This is a genomic window from Mediterraneibacter sp., from assembly GCF_030825015.1.
GTDB lineage: Bacteria > Bacillota > Clostridia > Lachnospirales > Lachnospiraceae > Mediterraneibacter.
In genome coordinates this window covers 244,141-259,869 of sequence record NZ_JAPJQP010000001.1, presented here as the reverse complement: position 1 = coordinate 259,869, position 15,729 = coordinate 244,141, and the positions used below count along the sequence as shown (strand labels likewise).

The window sequence follows — 15,729 nt, the reverse complement described above, 5'->3', positions numbered from 1 at the left end:
TAAAATCTCCGGCGTGTTTTTAATTTAGAACTAAGAAAAGCTCATCTGCATCCCTTCCCGCTCCATGCCTCATCAAGCAATTTCGCTGCACACATTATCTTTTCATCACTCATATTTGCATAACCAAGAAGGATCACCGCCTCTTTTTGATCTTGCTTCTCTTTCTTATTTTCTCCAACATAATATTCCGACAATCCGTATACTTTTACTTCTTTCTCTTTTGCCAAACGAATCAATTCTTCCTCGCTTCTCCCGTCATGAAATCGAAGGAGCAGATGCACTCCTGCATTTTCTCCCGATATCATGAAATCTGTCGTCATATCTTTTAAAGCATTCAATAAAACATCATGTCGGTTTCGATACAAAGCCCTCGTCTTATTCAAATGCCTTTCATAATATCCTTCTTCTATAAATTTCTGTAAAATAAGCTGATCTACTTTCGACACCGTAGAGCTGATAAACCCACATCTCTCCTTATACAAAGAGCATACTGTTTCCGGAAGAACAAGGTAACTCATCCTAATAGCAGGTGCGATTGATTTAGAGAATGTTCCGATATAAATTACTTTTCCATTTCTGTCATACCCCTGCAAGGCAGGAATCGGTTTTCCTTTATAGCGAAACTCACTGTCATAATCATCCTCTATAATATAGCGGTTCTCTTTTTCCTGCGCCCACTTCAAAAGCTCCATTCGCCGCCTGATCGGCATCACTGTTCCAAGAGGATACTGATGGGAAGGCATCACGAACGCAATGTCAGCGTCTGCTTTGCGCAATTCATCTACCCTCATCCCTTTATCATCCATATTGACCGTACACACTTCATATGACAGATTTTCAAACAGACGATAGGCTTGTTTATAAGTCGGGTTTTCTAATGCGATTTTATATCCGCTGCCTAAGATTGCTCCAAGAAGCATCAAAAGATAATCATTTCCCGCTCCGACAATAATCTGATCCGGTCTGCAATTCACTCCTCGCGCTTGATGAAGATAACTGCATATTGCATTTCTCAATCCAAACTCTCCCTGCGGACAGCCAAGACGAAATAATTCCGCCTTATCATCTACAAGACATTCCTTTGATAATTTTCTCCACACATTATAAGGAAAACTTTTCAAATCCACTCCGCTTGGAGTAAAATCATACCGATATTTTTGTTCCTGTTTTTCTCCATTTTTTCTGATATCAGCTTTCTGTGCATCAATTTGAAACAGATCATCGATCTGACAAACAAAATATCCTCTGTATGGCTGAGCTTCAATATATCCTTCTGACAATAGCTGCTCATATGCCAGTTCTACAGTGCTTCTGCTCACTTCAAGATGAGCACTCAACGCTCTTGTAGAAGGAAGCTTCTCTCCGCTTCGTATCCGCCCTTTTCTGATATCAGCTTTAATATATTCGTATATTTGCTCGTAGAGCGGGACTTTTTGTCCCGCTCTTAAATTAATTGTCAATTCATTCATTCTGTTTTATACTGAAACTTTTATTTATTTCGGAAGTTTAAACGAACTTTTCAGAGAAACGATTCTGTTAAATACAAGATGCTCAGGCGCCGAATCATGAGAATCGATACAGAAATAACCGTTTCTCACAAACTGGAAACTATCATATGCTTTTGCACCGTCAAAACTGGGTTCTACATAAGCATCTTTCACTATTGTAAGTGAATTCGGATTCAAATTCAGAGATCCATCTTCTTTATTGTATACGCCCTTCTCTTCATCAATCAGATTCTCATAAAGACGTACTTCCGCTTTCTGTGCATATGCTGCCGGAACCCAATGAATCGTTCCTTTTACTTTTCTTCCTGTAAACCCGCTTCCCGCTTTTGTTTCAGGATCATAAGTACAGTGTACTTCCGTCACCTTCCCATTCTCGTCTTTTACGAAACTTTCACACTTCACAAAATAAGCATGCATCAGACGAACTTCATTTCCCGGGAACAAACGGAAATATTTTTTCGGCGGTTCTTCCATGAAATCTTCTCTTTCAATATAGAGTTCTCTTCCAAACGGAACTTTACGAGTACCCAGTTCTTCGTTTTCCAAATTATTCGCAACATCCAAATATTCTACCTGATCTTCCGGATAGTTATCTATTACAAGTTTGATCGGATCAAGTACAGCCATCATACGGGGCTTCTTCATCTTAAGATCTTCCCGAATACAATACTCAAGCATTGCATAATCCACTGAACTCTGTGCCTTGGAGATTCCGCACAGCTCAATAAACATCTTAATTGATTCCGGAGTAAATCCACGACGTCTCAATGCTGCAATCGATACAAGACGCGGATCATCCCATCCATCCACAATCCCATCTTCTACCAATTTTTTAATATAACGCTTTCCGGTAACAACATTCGTCAAATACAGTTTTGCAAACTCGATCTGTCTCGGCGGATTCTTAAACTCACACTCCCTTACAACCCAATCGTAAAGCGGTCTGTGATCTTCAAATTCCAGTGTACAAATAGAATGTGTAATCCCTTCAATCGCATCTTCAATCGGGTGTGCAAAATCATACATCGGATAAATACACCATTTATCTCCTGTATTATGATGCGTCATATGCGCCACTCGATAAATGATCGGATCTCTCATATTGATATTCGGCGATGCCATATCAATCTTGGCACGCAGTACCTTCTCGCCATCCCCATATTTTCCTTCGCGCATTTCTTCGAATAATTTTAAGTTTTCCTCTACAGAGCGATTTCTGTACGGACTTTCCTTGCCCGGTTCTTTCAATGTTCCACGGTACTCTCTCATCTCTTCCGCTGTAAGATCACACACGAATGCTTTCCCTTTTTTTATCAGCTTTACCGCACACTCATACATCTGATCGAAATAATCAGACGCAAAATATAAACGGTCTTCCCAGTCCGCTCCGAGCCATTGAATGTCTTTTTTGATTGAATCAACAAATTCCATCTTTTCCTTTGTCGGATTCGTATCATCAAATCGCATATTAAACGTACCACCGTATTTCTGCGCCAATCCGTAATTCAGCAAAATTGATTTTGCATGTCCGATATGCAGATAACCATTCGGTTCAGGTGGAAAACGTGTCGCTACATGATCGTACACTCCTTCCGCCAAATCTTTGTCTATTTCCTGCTCGATAAAATTCTTTGAAACCGTTTCGTTTTCCATTGTCTCCTCCTCTAATAACGCAAACATTCATAGCAGTTATTTTATCATAAAATTAAGATATCTACAAGTACTCGGTTTACTTTGCCGCGTTGATGTGATACAATATCCCCGCTGCCCGGAAAATTCGATTTAAACATTTCATTTCCAGCGGCATATTTCATTTGATATCCCAAATAGATATCACTTCATCACACAAAGACAAAGAAAGGTTTTTAATTATGAAAAGAGAAAATTTTGGTTCCCGACTCGGCTTTATCCTTGTATCAGCCGGCTGTGCTATCGGGCTCGGAAATGTATGGAAATTTCCTTACATGGTAGGACAATACGGAGGTGCCGCATTTATTTTAATCTACCTGTTATTTCTGATCATACTCGGACTTCCGATCATCGTATGTGAATTCAGTGTGGGACGGGCAAGTCAAAAGAGCATCGCCACTTCTTATAATGTGCTTGAACCTAAAGGAACTCGCTGGCATTTTACAAGATGGTTTGCGATCGCTGGAAACTATCTCCTCGTAATGTTTTACTCCATGGTTGGCGGATGGATGCTTTACTACTGTTTTCGCATGGCAAAAGGGGAATTTACCGGAATAAATTCCACCATTGTTTCCACAAAATATGACGCCATGCTGCAATCTCCTGTCACGCTGACCTTTTGGACGATTCTCGTAATCCTGCTCGCTTTTTGGATCTGCAGTATCGGTCTCCAAAAAGGCGTTGAAAAAATCATGAAAATTACTATGCTCTGTCTGTTAGCGATCATGATTGTACTTGCCATAAGATCCGTAACCCTTCCTGGTTCTGCCGAAGGTCTTAAGTTCTACCTGGTCCCGGATTTCGGAAAATTGATCGAAAACGGAATCGGAAATGTCGTATTCGGCGCGATGAGCCAAGCTTTCTTTACACTGAGTATTGGAATGGGCGGGATGGCAATTTTCGGAAGTTATTTAGATAAATCCCGCTCACTTACCGGAGAATCTCTGAGTATTCTTATGCTGGACACTTGTGTTGCACTCACTGCCGGACTGATCGTATTTCCTGCTTGTTTTGCCTTCAACGTGCAGCCGGATGCTGGTCCGCGGCTTGTATTTATCACTCTTCCGAACATTTTCACACAAATGCCAGCCGGAAGACTTTGGGGGGCCCTGTTTTTCCTGTTCCTCTTTTTTGCCGCTTTATCAACAATCGTAGGGGTATTTGAAAATATTGTTTCCTTCGGCATCGATTTGTTTGGATTCAGCCGCAAAAAATCTGTCGGGATCAACATTTTACTTATTACGATACTGAGCATTCCCTGCATTCTTGGTTTCAATATCTTATCAGGAATTCAGCCACTCGGAAGTGGTTCAAACATCATGGATCTGGAAGATTTCCTTGTATCAAACAACATCCTTCCTCTCGGCTCTGTCATATATCTAATGTTTTGTACACACAAAAACGGTTGGGGATGGGATAACTTCATACAGGAAGCAAATGCAGGAAACGGCTTAAAATTTCCTCAATTTATCCGCAAATATATGACATACGTTCTTCCATGGATCGTTGTTATTATCTACTTGAAGGGTTACTACGATAAATTCCATTCGCAGGGCAATGTTGTCTTCGGTGTATGGATGGCTGTGGCATTCGCTTTCCTGCTCCTTGTATTTTCCGTCACACGGAAGAAAAAGCAGCGTTCATTGCGGTAACTACATAAAAAATCCATTTCCCATTCAAGAGTTGAAAGAAAGTTCTGAAATTTTTTGAAGAACTTTCTTTTTTTCTCTGTATCTTTTATTCTTTTACAAACTCTAACCTTCCCCTTTCAAAATACTTTCCGACATCTGCTAGAAGCCTTGCAAAATACAGGCATACCGTTGGATCGATTCCCGGATGTTCTGTCCGCAGATCGTAGTCCTGTACACCAATGAACATCATATGCGACGCTTTCCAATCCCGTTCTAATATAGGGAAAAAATCTTCAATATCATCACATCCTGAATAAAAGAAAATATTAATATTGTTTTTCATTGTATCAAAATACCGATAAAAATCCGGTAATTCTCCACCTTCCATTACTCTGATAAAATATGTTAATTTTTCCAATCCTTCTTTTAAATCTTCTAGTTCCTCTCTTCCTATTCTCATCTTTTCCTCCGCCCCATAGCGAAAATCACCACTGATTTTTGTACAAGTATATCATATAAGGAAAAAAAGAACAGAAAATGACAGGAATTCTTGCATTTTTCTATCTTTAAACTGCTTTCTATATTTTTAGATAAAAAAAGGAATGTCTAAAGCAGAGCATTCACCTATAATGATCAGAAACTTCAACAAAACAACAAAGCTTTTTATTCTAACAATCTGTTTTTATAAATTATAGATATCTTTTTGACTATCTTTTTAAGTCTTCTTAAATGTCCGCAAAGCCTTATTTTATCGGCTCTACGAGCATTTTGCTTTTGTGGTAAACATCACATATCTAGGGCTATCTTCTTATATTCTCTCTATCAAACGTGGTTAAAATCGTGGTAAATGTTTCAAAAACTGTTAGACCGCTATGATGATTTATATGGCATGGAGATGTTCGGGGAAAGCATAGAGGGGCATAAGTATAAGACGCCTTATCAAGTTGTGAAAATGATAAACCCAAATTTAAAAGAAGATATGGAACTTTTACGGGAAGTATTAAGGAATAACCATTTTAATGATGAGGACGAGTAATCCTTTTCCTCTTGCGAGAAGATACAGCAAATAAAAAGCCCGATCAAGAGTGCAAAACACCACCAATGGCAACAAGCTCTTGACAAGGCTTTTTCTTTTCTGTGCTGGGTAATCAAGAGGAAAAACAGGTAACCGCTATCTCTAACATTGATAGTCATAGATAAAGAAATTCATTGCTGCTTGTTGTCCTTTGATATTAAATATGTGTTCCTTTTCTAATCGTCTTTTCATTCCTTGATGTTCATAGAAACCATAATTACAGCTTGTATCCGTAAATAAATAAAATTCTTTCAACTTTTCCTGCCTTATGTAATCTAGTGCTGAGTGAAAAAGAATTTTTCCAATCCCTTTTCCTCTGCATGAAGAACTTACGGCAAATAAGGCAAGTTCTGCTGGATAATCCTTGTTGTTTTCGTTTAGTAATTGCTTATCTATTCCATTGACATTACCAAAAATTTTTGAAACACTCCGCCCCTCTTTTGAAAGGTATAGGGATATGATTGACTTTACCTGTAATAGTCGATTAGAAATCGGACATTTATGCTTAGCGATATTGTTAACCAATATAATACCTGCCACATTTCCGTCAACTACCGCTACTCTTGAAAAAGTATAGTTTGTTAAACAACTGCTTAAAAATACTCCTGCTAATTTAATCGCTGTTTTTGGACTGCTGAAATCATCATAATGCCAAGTCTCTCTGATAATAGTTTCTAAAGCTTTGAAATCTTGTTTTTGATATTCTCGTAATTCTATTTGCATTGTTCTTCTCCTTGTTTTCATCATTTATATCATGTATGATAAAGTATACAGTGACTGTAATGTCAATAAGGAGATATAAAAAATGAAAAAAGAAATTAAAAGGTTAACAACCGCACAATTTGCAAAACTACATGAAGTAAATAAACGTACATTACACTATTATGATGAAATCGGTCTTTTTCGTCCGCTTACCAAAGCTGAAAATGGTTATCGCTATTATGATATTTCACAAAGTATAGATTTTGAATATATCCGTATGCTGAAAGAATTAAATATGAGTATTGAGGAAATTGAAACCTATCGAAAAAATCCTACACCTGCTGATTTCTTAAAAATTGTGAATGTGAAAGAAAAAGAAATTGACAAACAAATTCAAAGGCTGAAAGATATTAAAACTGTAATACAGAAAAAAAAGGAAAAAATCATTTTTTGTGAGACTTTACAGGAACAGGAAATCAGAATTGAAGAATGTAAATCAGAAAGACTTTTAGTCTATCCTTATGATTTCTCAGAAGATGATATATCACAAATTTTTTCTCGCTTGAAAGATATATGGAAAATAGAACAGATACGAATGGGAATGGGAAGTTTTATTTCTCTTGATAATGTATCTAAGATGAACTTTGATAAATATGAGGGAATATATACGATTGCCTTGAATAAAAAATCTGTTTCGAATAATCTTATAAAGCCGCAAGGAAAATATCTTTGCGGATATCAAAAGGGTAAATGGGATAAATTACCAGCCTTATATCAAAAAATGTTGGATTATGCCGCAAAAAACAATCTACAGCTTACTGGCTATGCTTATGAAGTCGGTTTGAATGATTTTGTTATTTCTAATGAAGCTGATTATATTACAAAAATTATGATTAAGATTGATGAAAAACATTGACTTTACAGTTCGTGTATAGTTTATACTTTTTGTATCAAAATAAAAGGAGAGGAATTTTAATGATGAAATTATTATTACTGGCAGTAATTGTGCTTGCAAAAGTTTTAATAACCAAAGGTGTGGCATTAGTGTGTATTATATTGTCATTCATATTCAAAGGTAAACAATTACATAAATCAGCATTTGAATGGGATAAATATTTCTTATCTCTAAACGATGATTTTGTATATAAGTACACGAAAATTATTTACATAATATCAACAGTTCTTTCTGCTTGCGTTATGCTCTTGATGCTTAAATTTGGGGATTTCCAATACCCAATATTTTTAACGCTCATTGTTTTAATGGTTTGTATCTTAATTTCATGGTATAGGTATCAAAAAAATGGGAAAAGTTACATAAAATCAAAAATTTATGAGATTAAAGAGTCAATAAAATCTGACGATACTCCTTAATAATAATGCTTGAAAGTATAGTGTTTATGCGAATAATCAAAAATTAGATATAAGATTTTATTAAAAATAAAAATACCAAGAACCGAATATTTCCGATTTTTGGTATCTTCTCCAAAGCTGTCTAGGGGACTTGAACCCCCGACCTCCGCCTTACCAAGGCGACGCGCTACCGACTGCGCCAAGACAGCTTATGCGTAACTGAAACGCATGATAAATATACACCGATTAACCAGTAGTTGTCAAGAGAATCATATTATAATGTTTCTGAATCAAGCAAAATTGTAAACGGACCGTCATTGATCAGACTCACTTCCATCTCCGCTCCAAATTGTCCTGTTTGTACATTTAATTCTCTTTTTTTACATTCTTCAATTATATATTCATATAATTGATTTGCTTTATCCGGCGCTCCGGCTTCAATAAAGCTTGGACGATTCCCTTTTTTACAATTTGCATAAAGCGTAAACTGAGATACAAGCAGAAGACTTCCTCCCACATCGGCTAACGACAAATTCGTTTTTCCATTCTGATCTTCAAAGATCCGAAGTCCAATCATTTTCTTGATCATCTTATCTGCAGTTGCTTCTGTGTCAGTATCTGACACTCCGATCAGCACAAGATATCCCTTCCTTATCTTCCCAATCAGTTTTTCTTCTACTTTCACAGACGCTTCTTTCACTCTCTGTATTACAAATTTCATAACCTTTTACCTGCTTTCTCACCGTCGACTTTATCAGGTTCTCACCCCTGTCTTAAGCATTTTTTCTGTTTTTTTCTTAATCCTCTGGATTGCATTATCAATCGATTTCGGGCTTTTTTCAAGTAATTCTGCAATTTTTTTATAATCTGTTCCCATTAAATGCAGATAAAGAACATGCTCTTCCATCGGACTTAATTTTTCTTTTAACTGTTCGATAAAAGCTTCCGTATACTCTTTCCCGAAATACAATGCTTCAGGATTATTTTCACGATCAGGCTCGATCAGGTCGATCAATGGAAGCTTGGTCCCGTTTTTATTCGTTTCGCTTTCTTCATAAAGAGAAATGTAGCAATTCAGCGGCATATGTTTTTTCCGCTTTGACGCTTCAATAGCGCTGTACATTTGCCGAAGCACGCACGTTTCTGCAAATCCGGAAAAGGGAACACCCAAACTGCAGTCAAAATCTCTGACCGCTTTGATCAACCCGATCATCCCTTCCTGAATAAGATCTTCCGTTTCTCCTCCGATCAGATACATTGCGCGGGCTTTCTTCCGAACCATCGTTTTATACTTATCCATCAGGTAATCCGTCACATTGCGATCTCCGGAACGCAGTTTTTTGATCAACTGCTCATCCGTCAACTTATCATATTGTTCCATCCTTTAAAACACCCTTCAAACGCTGCTTTAATTGTCTTATTTTGCAAGTCTCTGTCTGACGATTTCATAGGCAAGAACACCTCCTGCCACAGAAGCATTCAGAGAAGTAATCTCACCTTTCATCGGAATTGCCGCCACAAAATCGCAAGTTTCTTTCACTAATCTGCTGACGCCATCTCCTTCGTTTCCAATGACAAGTCCAATCGGACCTGTAAGATTCAGATCATACATTTCCTGTCCGTCCATATCAGCGCAGACAAACCAAATTCCTTTTTCCTTCAATTCCTCCATTGTCTTTACGAGGTTTGTCACCTTTGCAACCGGAGTATAATTCAACGCTCCTGCCGATGTTTTAGCCACAGTTGCCGTCAGTCCGACAGCTCTTCTTTTTGGAATGATCACTCCATGAGCCCCGGCAATATTTGCGGTTCTTATGATCGCTCCCAAATTATGAGGATCTTCAATCCCGTCCAGTATGATCAAAAACGGATCTTCTCCTCTCTCTTTTGCAAGTTCAAGCATATCGTCGACTTCAGCATAATCATAGGCGGCAGCATAGGCGATAACACCTTGATGCCTTCCGGTTTGCGTAAGCTGAGACAGCCTTTCTTTACTGACAAAATTCAAAATCGCACCATGCTTTTTTGCTTCCCGCACGATTGTTCGTACCGGTCCGTCCTGACATCCGTCCAACACAAACAATTTATCGATCGTTCTTCCCGAACGAAACGCTTCCAATACTGCATTTCGCCCTTCGATGACTAATGTATGCTCTTTCGTTTCTTCTGCTCTATCAGCTATTGTTTTCTCCATTTTCCAATTCCTTCTCTATACTTTCCAATCCAATCGTTACAAGTTTGATGAGACGCTCATATTCTTGTTTCAAATAAAGATAACCGAGCAGCGCCTCAAACCCTGTTGCTCTTCTGTAATCCGTAATAGACTGGTTTTTTGCAGGAGAAACACTCCGTGCATTTCTCCCTCTTCGATATACGGCATGTTCTTCTTCTGTAAGATGCTCCTGCATCGCCCGCATCATAAATGACTGCGCGGACGCCTGTACATATCTGCTTGTCTCTTCGTGCAGCTTATGAACCTGTCTGCTTCCCCGCCCCGCCACTTTCATTTTAATGATAAGGTCAAAGACGCAGTCCCCGATATAAGCTAAAACGAGCGGCGAACTCGATTTTGGATCTGCCTGCTTCATTCCCGGAATCTGGCTCATATAATACTCAAATCCATGCTCTATGCTTTTTTCCATTTTACTCCCTCTCGCGTATCCTCAAGAATAATCCCTTTTGCCAAAAGTTCATCTCTGATCTGATCTGCCAAGGCAAAGTTTCGTTCTTTTCTGGCAGCCTGTCTTTTTTCTATCATCTCTTCAATTTCAGAGTCCAGCATTTCCGCTTCTTTTGTTACGATAATTCCAAGTACATCTGTCAGCAAACACAATCTGTCAAGCAGACTTTCTAAATATTCTTTTGATCTTGTGCCGTCGGCAGTTGTATTTATATATTTAACAAGATCAAAAATTGCAGCAATCGCATCCGCTGTATTGAAATCATCATCCATTGCCCGCTCAAAGGCATCTACATATTCCGCTGATTTTTCAAACAACTCTTTCTCCGACTCAGCCATCTTCTCTTCAGATGCATTCGAGATAAGGAATTTCAAGTTATCTGCCGCAGTAATAATTCTCTCCAAAGAATTTTTTGCTGCTTCCATTAATTCTGCACTGAAATTAAGCGGACTTCTGTAATGTGCGCTTAACATGAAAAATCTTAAAATTTGAAGATCGTATTTTTCTCCAATTTCTCTTACTGTGAAAAAGTTTCCCAATGATTTTGACATCTTTTTATTGTCAATATTAAGAAATCCATTATGCATCCAATATTTTGCAAATTCCTTTCCATTCGCAGCTTCGCTCTGAGCAATTTCATTTTCATGATGTGGAAAGATCAAATCTTCCCCGCCGGCATGAATATCAATCTGCTCTCCAAGATATTTTTTAGACATCTCTGAGCATTCAATATGCCAACCCGGACGTCCCTCACTCCACGGCGATTCCCATGCAGGTTCTCCCTCTTTTTTCGGTTTCCAAAGAACAAAATCAAGCGGATCTTCCTTCTCGTCTTCTCCTGTAACAAGAAGAGATCTTCCTCCTGAGCGAAGATCATCCAGATTCTTATGAGACAATTTTCCGTATCCTTCAAATTTTCTTGTACGGTAATACACTGTTCCGTTCTTTTCGTAAGCATATCCTTTTTCGATCAAAGTGGAAATCATATCTACCATACCGCATATTTCTTCTGTTGCAAGCGGATTTTTTGTTGCCGGCTTTACATTCATCGCTTCCATATCTTTCTTGCATTCTGCAATATATCTTTTTGAGATCTCATCCGCAGTAACGCCTTCTTCAATCGCCTTCTTAATGATCTTATCATCTACGTCTGTAAAATTGGATACAAAATTCACTTCATAACCTTTATATTCAAAATAACGACGCACCGTATCAAATGCGATCATAGGTCTTGCATTTCCTATATGAATAAAATTGTATACTGTAGGACCGCATACATACATTTTTACTTTACCTTCTTCCAAAGGCACAAATTCTTCTTTCCTTTTTGACAGTGTATTATAAATCTTCATCATAATCTTCTTTCCTTTCCACACATCTTATCTCTTTCACCAAATGTTTTAATTCTTTATGCAGCCTCAAATTTTCTTCCTGAAGCTTCTTAATATCCGACAACACCGGATCCGGAAGGTGAACTTGATCCATATCCGATCTTGGCACCTTCTTATTATCCATCTTAACAATACGTCCGGGCACTCCAACGACTGTACAATTCGGCGGAACCTCTTCCAACACAACCGATCCGGCTCCGATTTTCGAATTTTCTCCAATCGTAAAAGATCCAAGTATCTTGGCTCCGGCGCTTACCATTACATTATCTTCCAGCGTAGGATGCCGTTTTCCCTGCTCTTTTCCTGTTCCTCCCAAAGTCACCCCTTGATAAAGAGTCACATTATCACCGATCACCGTTGTCTCACCGATAATAACACCGCTCCCATGATCGATAAACAATCCTCGTCCGATTGTCGCTCCCGGATGGATCTCAATCCCTGTTTTTCGCGCGGCTCTCTGGGAAATCCATCTTGCCCAAAAATAATGTTTCTTCAAATACAACTTATGGGCTACCCTATATCTGAGTATTACACGAAAACTCGGATATAGTAAAACTTCCATATTTGATTTTATTGCCGGATCTCTTTCCCGCACAACTTGAATTTCTTCCTTGATATAAGATATAATACCCATTTTGTTCTCCCACAAAATTTTTTGTTCCACTTTATTCGCCATACTGCATAAAACATAAAAACTCCGTCTCCATTCAGAGACGAAGTTTTTCCGCGGTTCCACTCTATTAAAAGATTTTTCTTTCACTCAATAGCCTGTAACGTATGCCAAACGGATCAGGCTACTTATCACTTCACCTAATCAGCTCCCGGATGCACTTCACAAATCAGACAAGTACAAGAATGCTTTCAGCCTCCGACATTCTCTCTCTGTGAACCGCTGTCATCTGTTACTCTTTCCGTTCTCTGCTTTTTTATTTTTCAACTTTTCAACATATAATTTATATTATGCAAATTCCCCGTTTTTGTCAATACCGCTTTCTTTTGATGTCTTGTTTTTTCTGCCTTTCACACTCTTTTTTCAATCAAACAACCTCATTAAAATATACTTTTTCCAGTTTTTTTATTTTCTCCAACTCTTCGCCGAGCTGATTTGTATACAACACGCCTTCTCTGTCTCTCAATTCTTCCAGCCCGATCCTGCCAAACAAATATTCTGTCAGATCTGCAATCGGAAAGACGCCTTGGGAATCCTCTGTTTCCCGCACATGAATCCTCTCTTCCCCCACTTCACTCGTCAACCGCCACACACGGCTGTTTTTATGCAAAATCGGATCAATCACCGCAAAAGAACAATTAAGCGTTTCTCCTTCTGAAACCGTCATTGCTTTTAAGAATTCTGGTAAACACACAATTCTTGCCATAATCATCGGATGTATATTTGAATTTTCTGCGGACAAAGACGCATAGATCTTTATCGGCTTCTCTGTTTTCTCTCCCTCGTACCCTGGTTTCTTAACATATTTCTGTTTCAAAAGCTGCCATAGTGACTTTTCAAATTCATCTTCATATTTCTTCAAGTACAATGGTTCTCTCACCTCAAGACCATCCTCAAACGCATATGCATAAAACCCTTTCAAAACGCCGTCTTCTCTCATAAGCCTGACGCCGCCTTTCTCACTTTGTTGTTCTAAGATCATTGTCTGATAATAAGCAGCATCTCTCTTCGCATAGACTTGCCAATAATCCGAAAAATATTTTTCAAAAAAAGCAGTCATTTCCTCGGCATCCCATAATCCGGCATCAGAAAATTCCAGTTTTCCTTCTCCCGCCGGCCGACATGCAAAACGAGAGTCCCATTCCTCATCCGGTATGATTTTCTGAACGTACTGACTATAAATATACCGAAAATCATACGGCGTATAAATCGCCTCCGCTGCAGGCATCAAAAATGTAAGCGGCATTTTTTCTGCATACATCTCTTCCAAAGCAACACTCAGTAACCCACGCATATATCCTCTACTACGATATTCTTTTTTCGTCGCAACAGCAATAATATATTCTGATGGAAACGTCATACTGCCAATCTTGATCTCATAAGGATTCAGTTGAAGCATAGAACAGATCTTTTCATCTTCCTCCACAACATAAATCCTGTTTTTCGCCGCTTTAATATAATAATAATAGTCCAAAAAAGCTTTCGTATCTTCAGGAAATACCTCTTCCCATAATTCTCGGGTAAGCGCATGCTCGCTCTGCATCATCTTGCGAATGATCATCTACTCAATCCCTCCACCTTGCGAACAGCATCCGCTGCACATTCTATGTTCCGGAGTCATATCTACACTGCTGTAATTCATATACTTCTCAATCGCACAAATCGCCTGCGAGGAAATGCCTTCTCCTTCGCCTGTAAATCCAAGACCTTCCTCTGTTGTCGCTTTCACATTCACCTGATCGGTCTCGATGCAAAGAGCATCCGCAATATTTTGACGCATTGTATCTATATACGGCCGCATTTTCGGACGCTGTGCTATAATTGTCGCATCAATATTCTCAATCGTATACCCATTCTCATCCAACAACTTCCCTACATGCTTAAGCAGCAGGATACTTGAAATTCCTTTATACGCCGGATCTGTATCCGGAAAATGTTTTCCGATATCCCCTAACGCAGCAGCTCCTAAAAGAGCATCCATAACGGCATGAACAAGTACATCTGCATCCGAGTGACCAAGAAGACCTTTTTCATAAGGAATTTCTACTCCGCCTAAAATCATCTTCCTGTCTTTCGCCAACCTGTGAACATCATATCCCATACCTACCCGCATCGTCATCTCTCCTCATAATCATTTTCTATTTCGTTTTCTATTACATTTTTTTCTGATTCTATTTGTATTACTAAAGATTTTTCTTGCTCTTCTGTATCTTTCCTGTGTTTCTCTTCTTTCAATGCATCGCTGTCTGCCCTGTCTTCGGCTTTATGCTTATCTTGCACATCTGATTTTTCCACTCCATCTTTATCTGTTTCATCTTCCGACTTTTGACTGTCTCCATCAGTCTTTTCTTCGAAGCGTATTTCCTGAGCATTCTCTCTTTCATCCGGTTTTTCCGTCTCTTTTGTCTGTTGCTTTGATTCAGCCGCTGCATCCGGCGCTGTTTCCGTTTTCTCTTTCTCATTTTGTTCTTTTTTCAACGAAATCGTCTCCAGTGCCTTCCGTTCTGTTAATTCTTTCACCGGAGTCTCCGCTTCCTCTTTTTCCTCTTCAATTCCCGAACTTTCTTTTTTCAAATCAAACAGCTTTTTTAAATAATAGATTCCATATGACGAACCAATTAATATAAAAATCACAGACATCACGCCCATAAAAATCATATTGTTAGGTCTTTCCTTCGTCACCTCTATTAACATCCTGATCCCCAGCCAAGCCAAATATCCGCCTAAAACAATGCGAAATATATATCCTCCCTTTTTATTCATTTCACTTTTCCTCCGTAATTATTCTGTGTTTCATTGTAACATATTTTCTTTTTCCCTTAAAGCATTGTTCAGAAAATACTGTTTAGAAATACTCAGAAAATGGTATTCACATAATACGCCTTTTACAGTGCCCCATTAACATCCCGTCCCTTATTACACAGGTTGATAAAGCAAAAACACATACTAAAAACACGTATGACATGTCCAAAGGAAAACCGGAATTTACTTTTACATTTTTCTCCTCAAAAAACTTTTTAAATTTTTTCAAA

17 protein-coding genes, 1 tRNA gene and 1 other annotated feature are annotated in these 15,729 nt (G+C 38.5%); of the genes, 4 read left to right on the top strand and 14 right to left on the bottom strand.

Going from position 1 to position 15,729, the window contains the following annotated elements; all coding sequences use genetic code 11:
* Nucleotides 1–41: 41 nt before the first annotated feature.
* Nucleotides 42–1,469 carry a MocR-like pyridoxine biosynthesis transcription factor PdxR gene (gene pdxR / locus RCH61_RS01200; protein WP_306479637.1) on the bottom strand — a complete coding sequence of 476 codons (1,428 nt, stop codon included), beginning with the start codon at nt 1,467–1,469 and terminating at the stop codon, nt 42–44.
* Nucleotides 1,470–1,493: 24 nt separating this feature from the next.
* Nucleotides 1,494–3,161, bottom strand: a complete 1,668-nt coding sequence (locus RCH61_RS01195) for a glutamine--tRNA ligase/YqeY domain fusion protein (protein WP_306479636.1) — start codon at nt 3,159–3,161, stop codon at nt 1,494–1,496.
* Nucleotides 3,162–3,379: 218 nt separating this feature from the next.
* Between RCH61_RS01195 and RCH61_RS01190 the strand changes: the two genes are divergently transcribed.
* Nucleotides 3,380–4,849, top strand: coding sequence for a sodium-dependent transporter (locus tag RCH61_RS01190; protein WP_306479635.1), 1,470 nt, complete (start codon nt 3,380–3,382; stop codon nt 4,847–4,849).
* 85 nt (nt 4,850–4,934) lie between these two features.
* Here RCH61_RS01190 and RCH61_RS01185 read toward each other — a convergent pair whose 3' ends face one another.
* Nucleotides 4,935–5,288, bottom strand: coding sequence for a hypothetical protein (locus tag RCH61_RS01185; RefSeq protein ID WP_306479634.1), 354 nt, complete (start codon nt 5,286–5,288; stop codon nt 4,935–4,937).
* Nucleotides 5,289–5,675: 387 nt separating this feature from the next.
* Here RCH61_RS01185 and RCH61_RS01180 point away from each other — a divergent pair, with 387 nt between their 5' ends.
* On the top strand, nt 5,676–5,864 hold the full coding sequence (locus RCH61_RS01180) for a hypothetical protein (protein WP_442920436.1): 189 nt from the start codon (nt 5,676–5,678) through the stop codon (nt 5,862–5,864).
* A 141-nt stretch (nt 5,865–6,005) separates the two neighbouring features.
* Here the strand turns inward: RCH61_RS01180 and RCH61_RS01175 are convergent, their stop codons facing one another.
* The gene (locus RCH61_RS01175) at nt 6,006–6,626 is read right to left on the bottom strand and encodes a GNAT family N-acetyltransferase (RefSeq protein ID WP_306479633.1); all 621 of its coding nucleotides are present in this window, start codon (nt 6,624–6,626) and stop codon (nt 6,006–6,008) included.
* 82 nt (nt 6,627–6,708) lie between these two features.
* On the opposite strand from RCH61_RS01175, the gene RCH61_RS01170 reads away from it, so the two are divergent.
* Both RCH61_RS01170 and RCH61_RS01165 read left to right on the top strand, forming a co-directional pair.
* Nucleotides 6,709–7,521, top strand: coding sequence for a MerR family transcriptional regulator (locus tag RCH61_RS01170; RefSeq protein ID WP_306479632.1), 813 nt, complete (start codon nt 6,709–6,711; stop codon nt 7,519–7,521).
* Between the two features lie 59 nt (nt 7,522–7,580).
* A complete protein-coding gene (locus tag RCH61_RS01165; RefSeq protein WP_306479631.1) occupies nt 7,581–7,976 on the top strand; it encodes a hypothetical protein in 396 nt (131 codons plus the stop codon).
* Nucleotides 7,977–8,091: 115 nt separating this feature from the next.
* On the opposite strand, the gene RCH61_RS01160 is transcribed toward RCH61_RS01165, so the two are convergent.
* From RCH61_RS01160 to RCH61_RS01115, 10 genes are all read right to left on the bottom strand, one after another.
* Nucleotides 8,092–8,164 (bottom strand) — tRNA-Thr (locus RCH61_RS01160).
* Nucleotides 8,165–8,229: 65 nt separating this feature from the next.
* Entirely contained in the window at nt 8,230–8,676 is a 447-nt protein-coding gene (gene dtd / locus RCH61_RS01155; protein WP_306479630.1) for a D-aminoacyl-tRNA deacylase, read from the bottom strand.
* Between the two features lie 33 nt (nt 8,677–8,709).
* Nucleotides 8,710–9,336 (bottom strand): sigma-70 family RNA polymerase sigma factor, encoded by a 627-nt coding sequence (locus tag RCH61_RS01150; protein WP_306479628.1) that lies wholly within the window; start codon nt 9,334–9,336, stop codon nt 8,710–8,712.
* 36 nt (nt 9,337–9,372) lie between these two features.
* On the bottom strand, nt 9,373–10,149 hold the full coding sequence (gene rlmB / locus RCH61_RS01145) for a 23S rRNA (guanosine(2251)-2'-O)-methyltransferase RlmB (protein WP_306479627.1): 777 nt from the start codon (nt 10,147–10,149) through the stop codon (nt 9,373–9,375).
* Nucleotides 10,130–10,597 carry a Mini-ribonuclease 3 gene (locus RCH61_RS01140; RefSeq protein WP_306479626.1) on the bottom strand — a complete coding sequence of 156 codons (468 nt, stop codon included), beginning with the start codon at nt 10,595–10,597 and terminating at the stop codon, nt 10,130–10,132. Before RCH61_RS01140 ends, rlmB begins: the two co-directional genes overlap by 20 nt.
* The gene (gene cysS / locus RCH61_RS01135; protein ID WP_306479703.1) at nt 10,582–11,988 is read right to left on the bottom strand and encodes a cysteine--tRNA ligase; all 1,407 of its coding nucleotides are present in this window, start codon (nt 11,986–11,988) and stop codon (nt 10,582–10,584) included. The genes RCH61_RS01140 and cysS overlap by 16 nt, the downstream gene beginning before the upstream one ends.
* Nucleotides 11,975–12,661, bottom strand: coding sequence for a serine O-acetyltransferase EpsC (gene epsC / locus RCH61_RS01130; RefSeq protein WP_306479625.1), 687 nt, complete (start codon nt 12,659–12,661; stop codon nt 11,975–11,977). The genes cysS and epsC overlap by 14 nt, the downstream gene beginning before the upstream one ends.
* Nucleotides 12,662–12,733: 72 nt before the next feature.
* Nucleotides 12,734–12,955: a binding site (T-box leader), on the bottom strand.
* 109 nt (nt 12,956–13,064) lie between these two features.
* On the bottom strand, nt 13,065–14,258 hold the full coding sequence (locus RCH61_RS01125) for a GNAT family N-acetyltransferase (protein WP_306479624.1): 1,194 nt from the start codon (nt 14,256–14,258) through the stop codon (nt 13,065–13,067).
* The gene (gene ispF, locus RCH61_RS01120; RefSeq protein WP_306479623.1) at nt 14,259–14,810 is read right to left on the bottom strand and encodes a 2-C-methyl-D-erythritol 2,4-cyclodiphosphate synthase; all 552 of its coding nucleotides are present in this window, start codon (nt 14,808–14,810) and stop codon (nt 14,259–14,261) included.
* Nucleotides 14,811–14,812: 2 nt separating this feature from the next.
* Nucleotides 14,813–15,460: a hypothetical protein gene (locus RCH61_RS01115; protein WP_306479622.1), complete on the bottom strand. Its 648-nt coding sequence runs from the start codon at nt 15,458–15,460 to the stop codon at nt 14,813–14,815.
* Nucleotides 15,461–15,729: the final 269 nt, after the last annotated feature.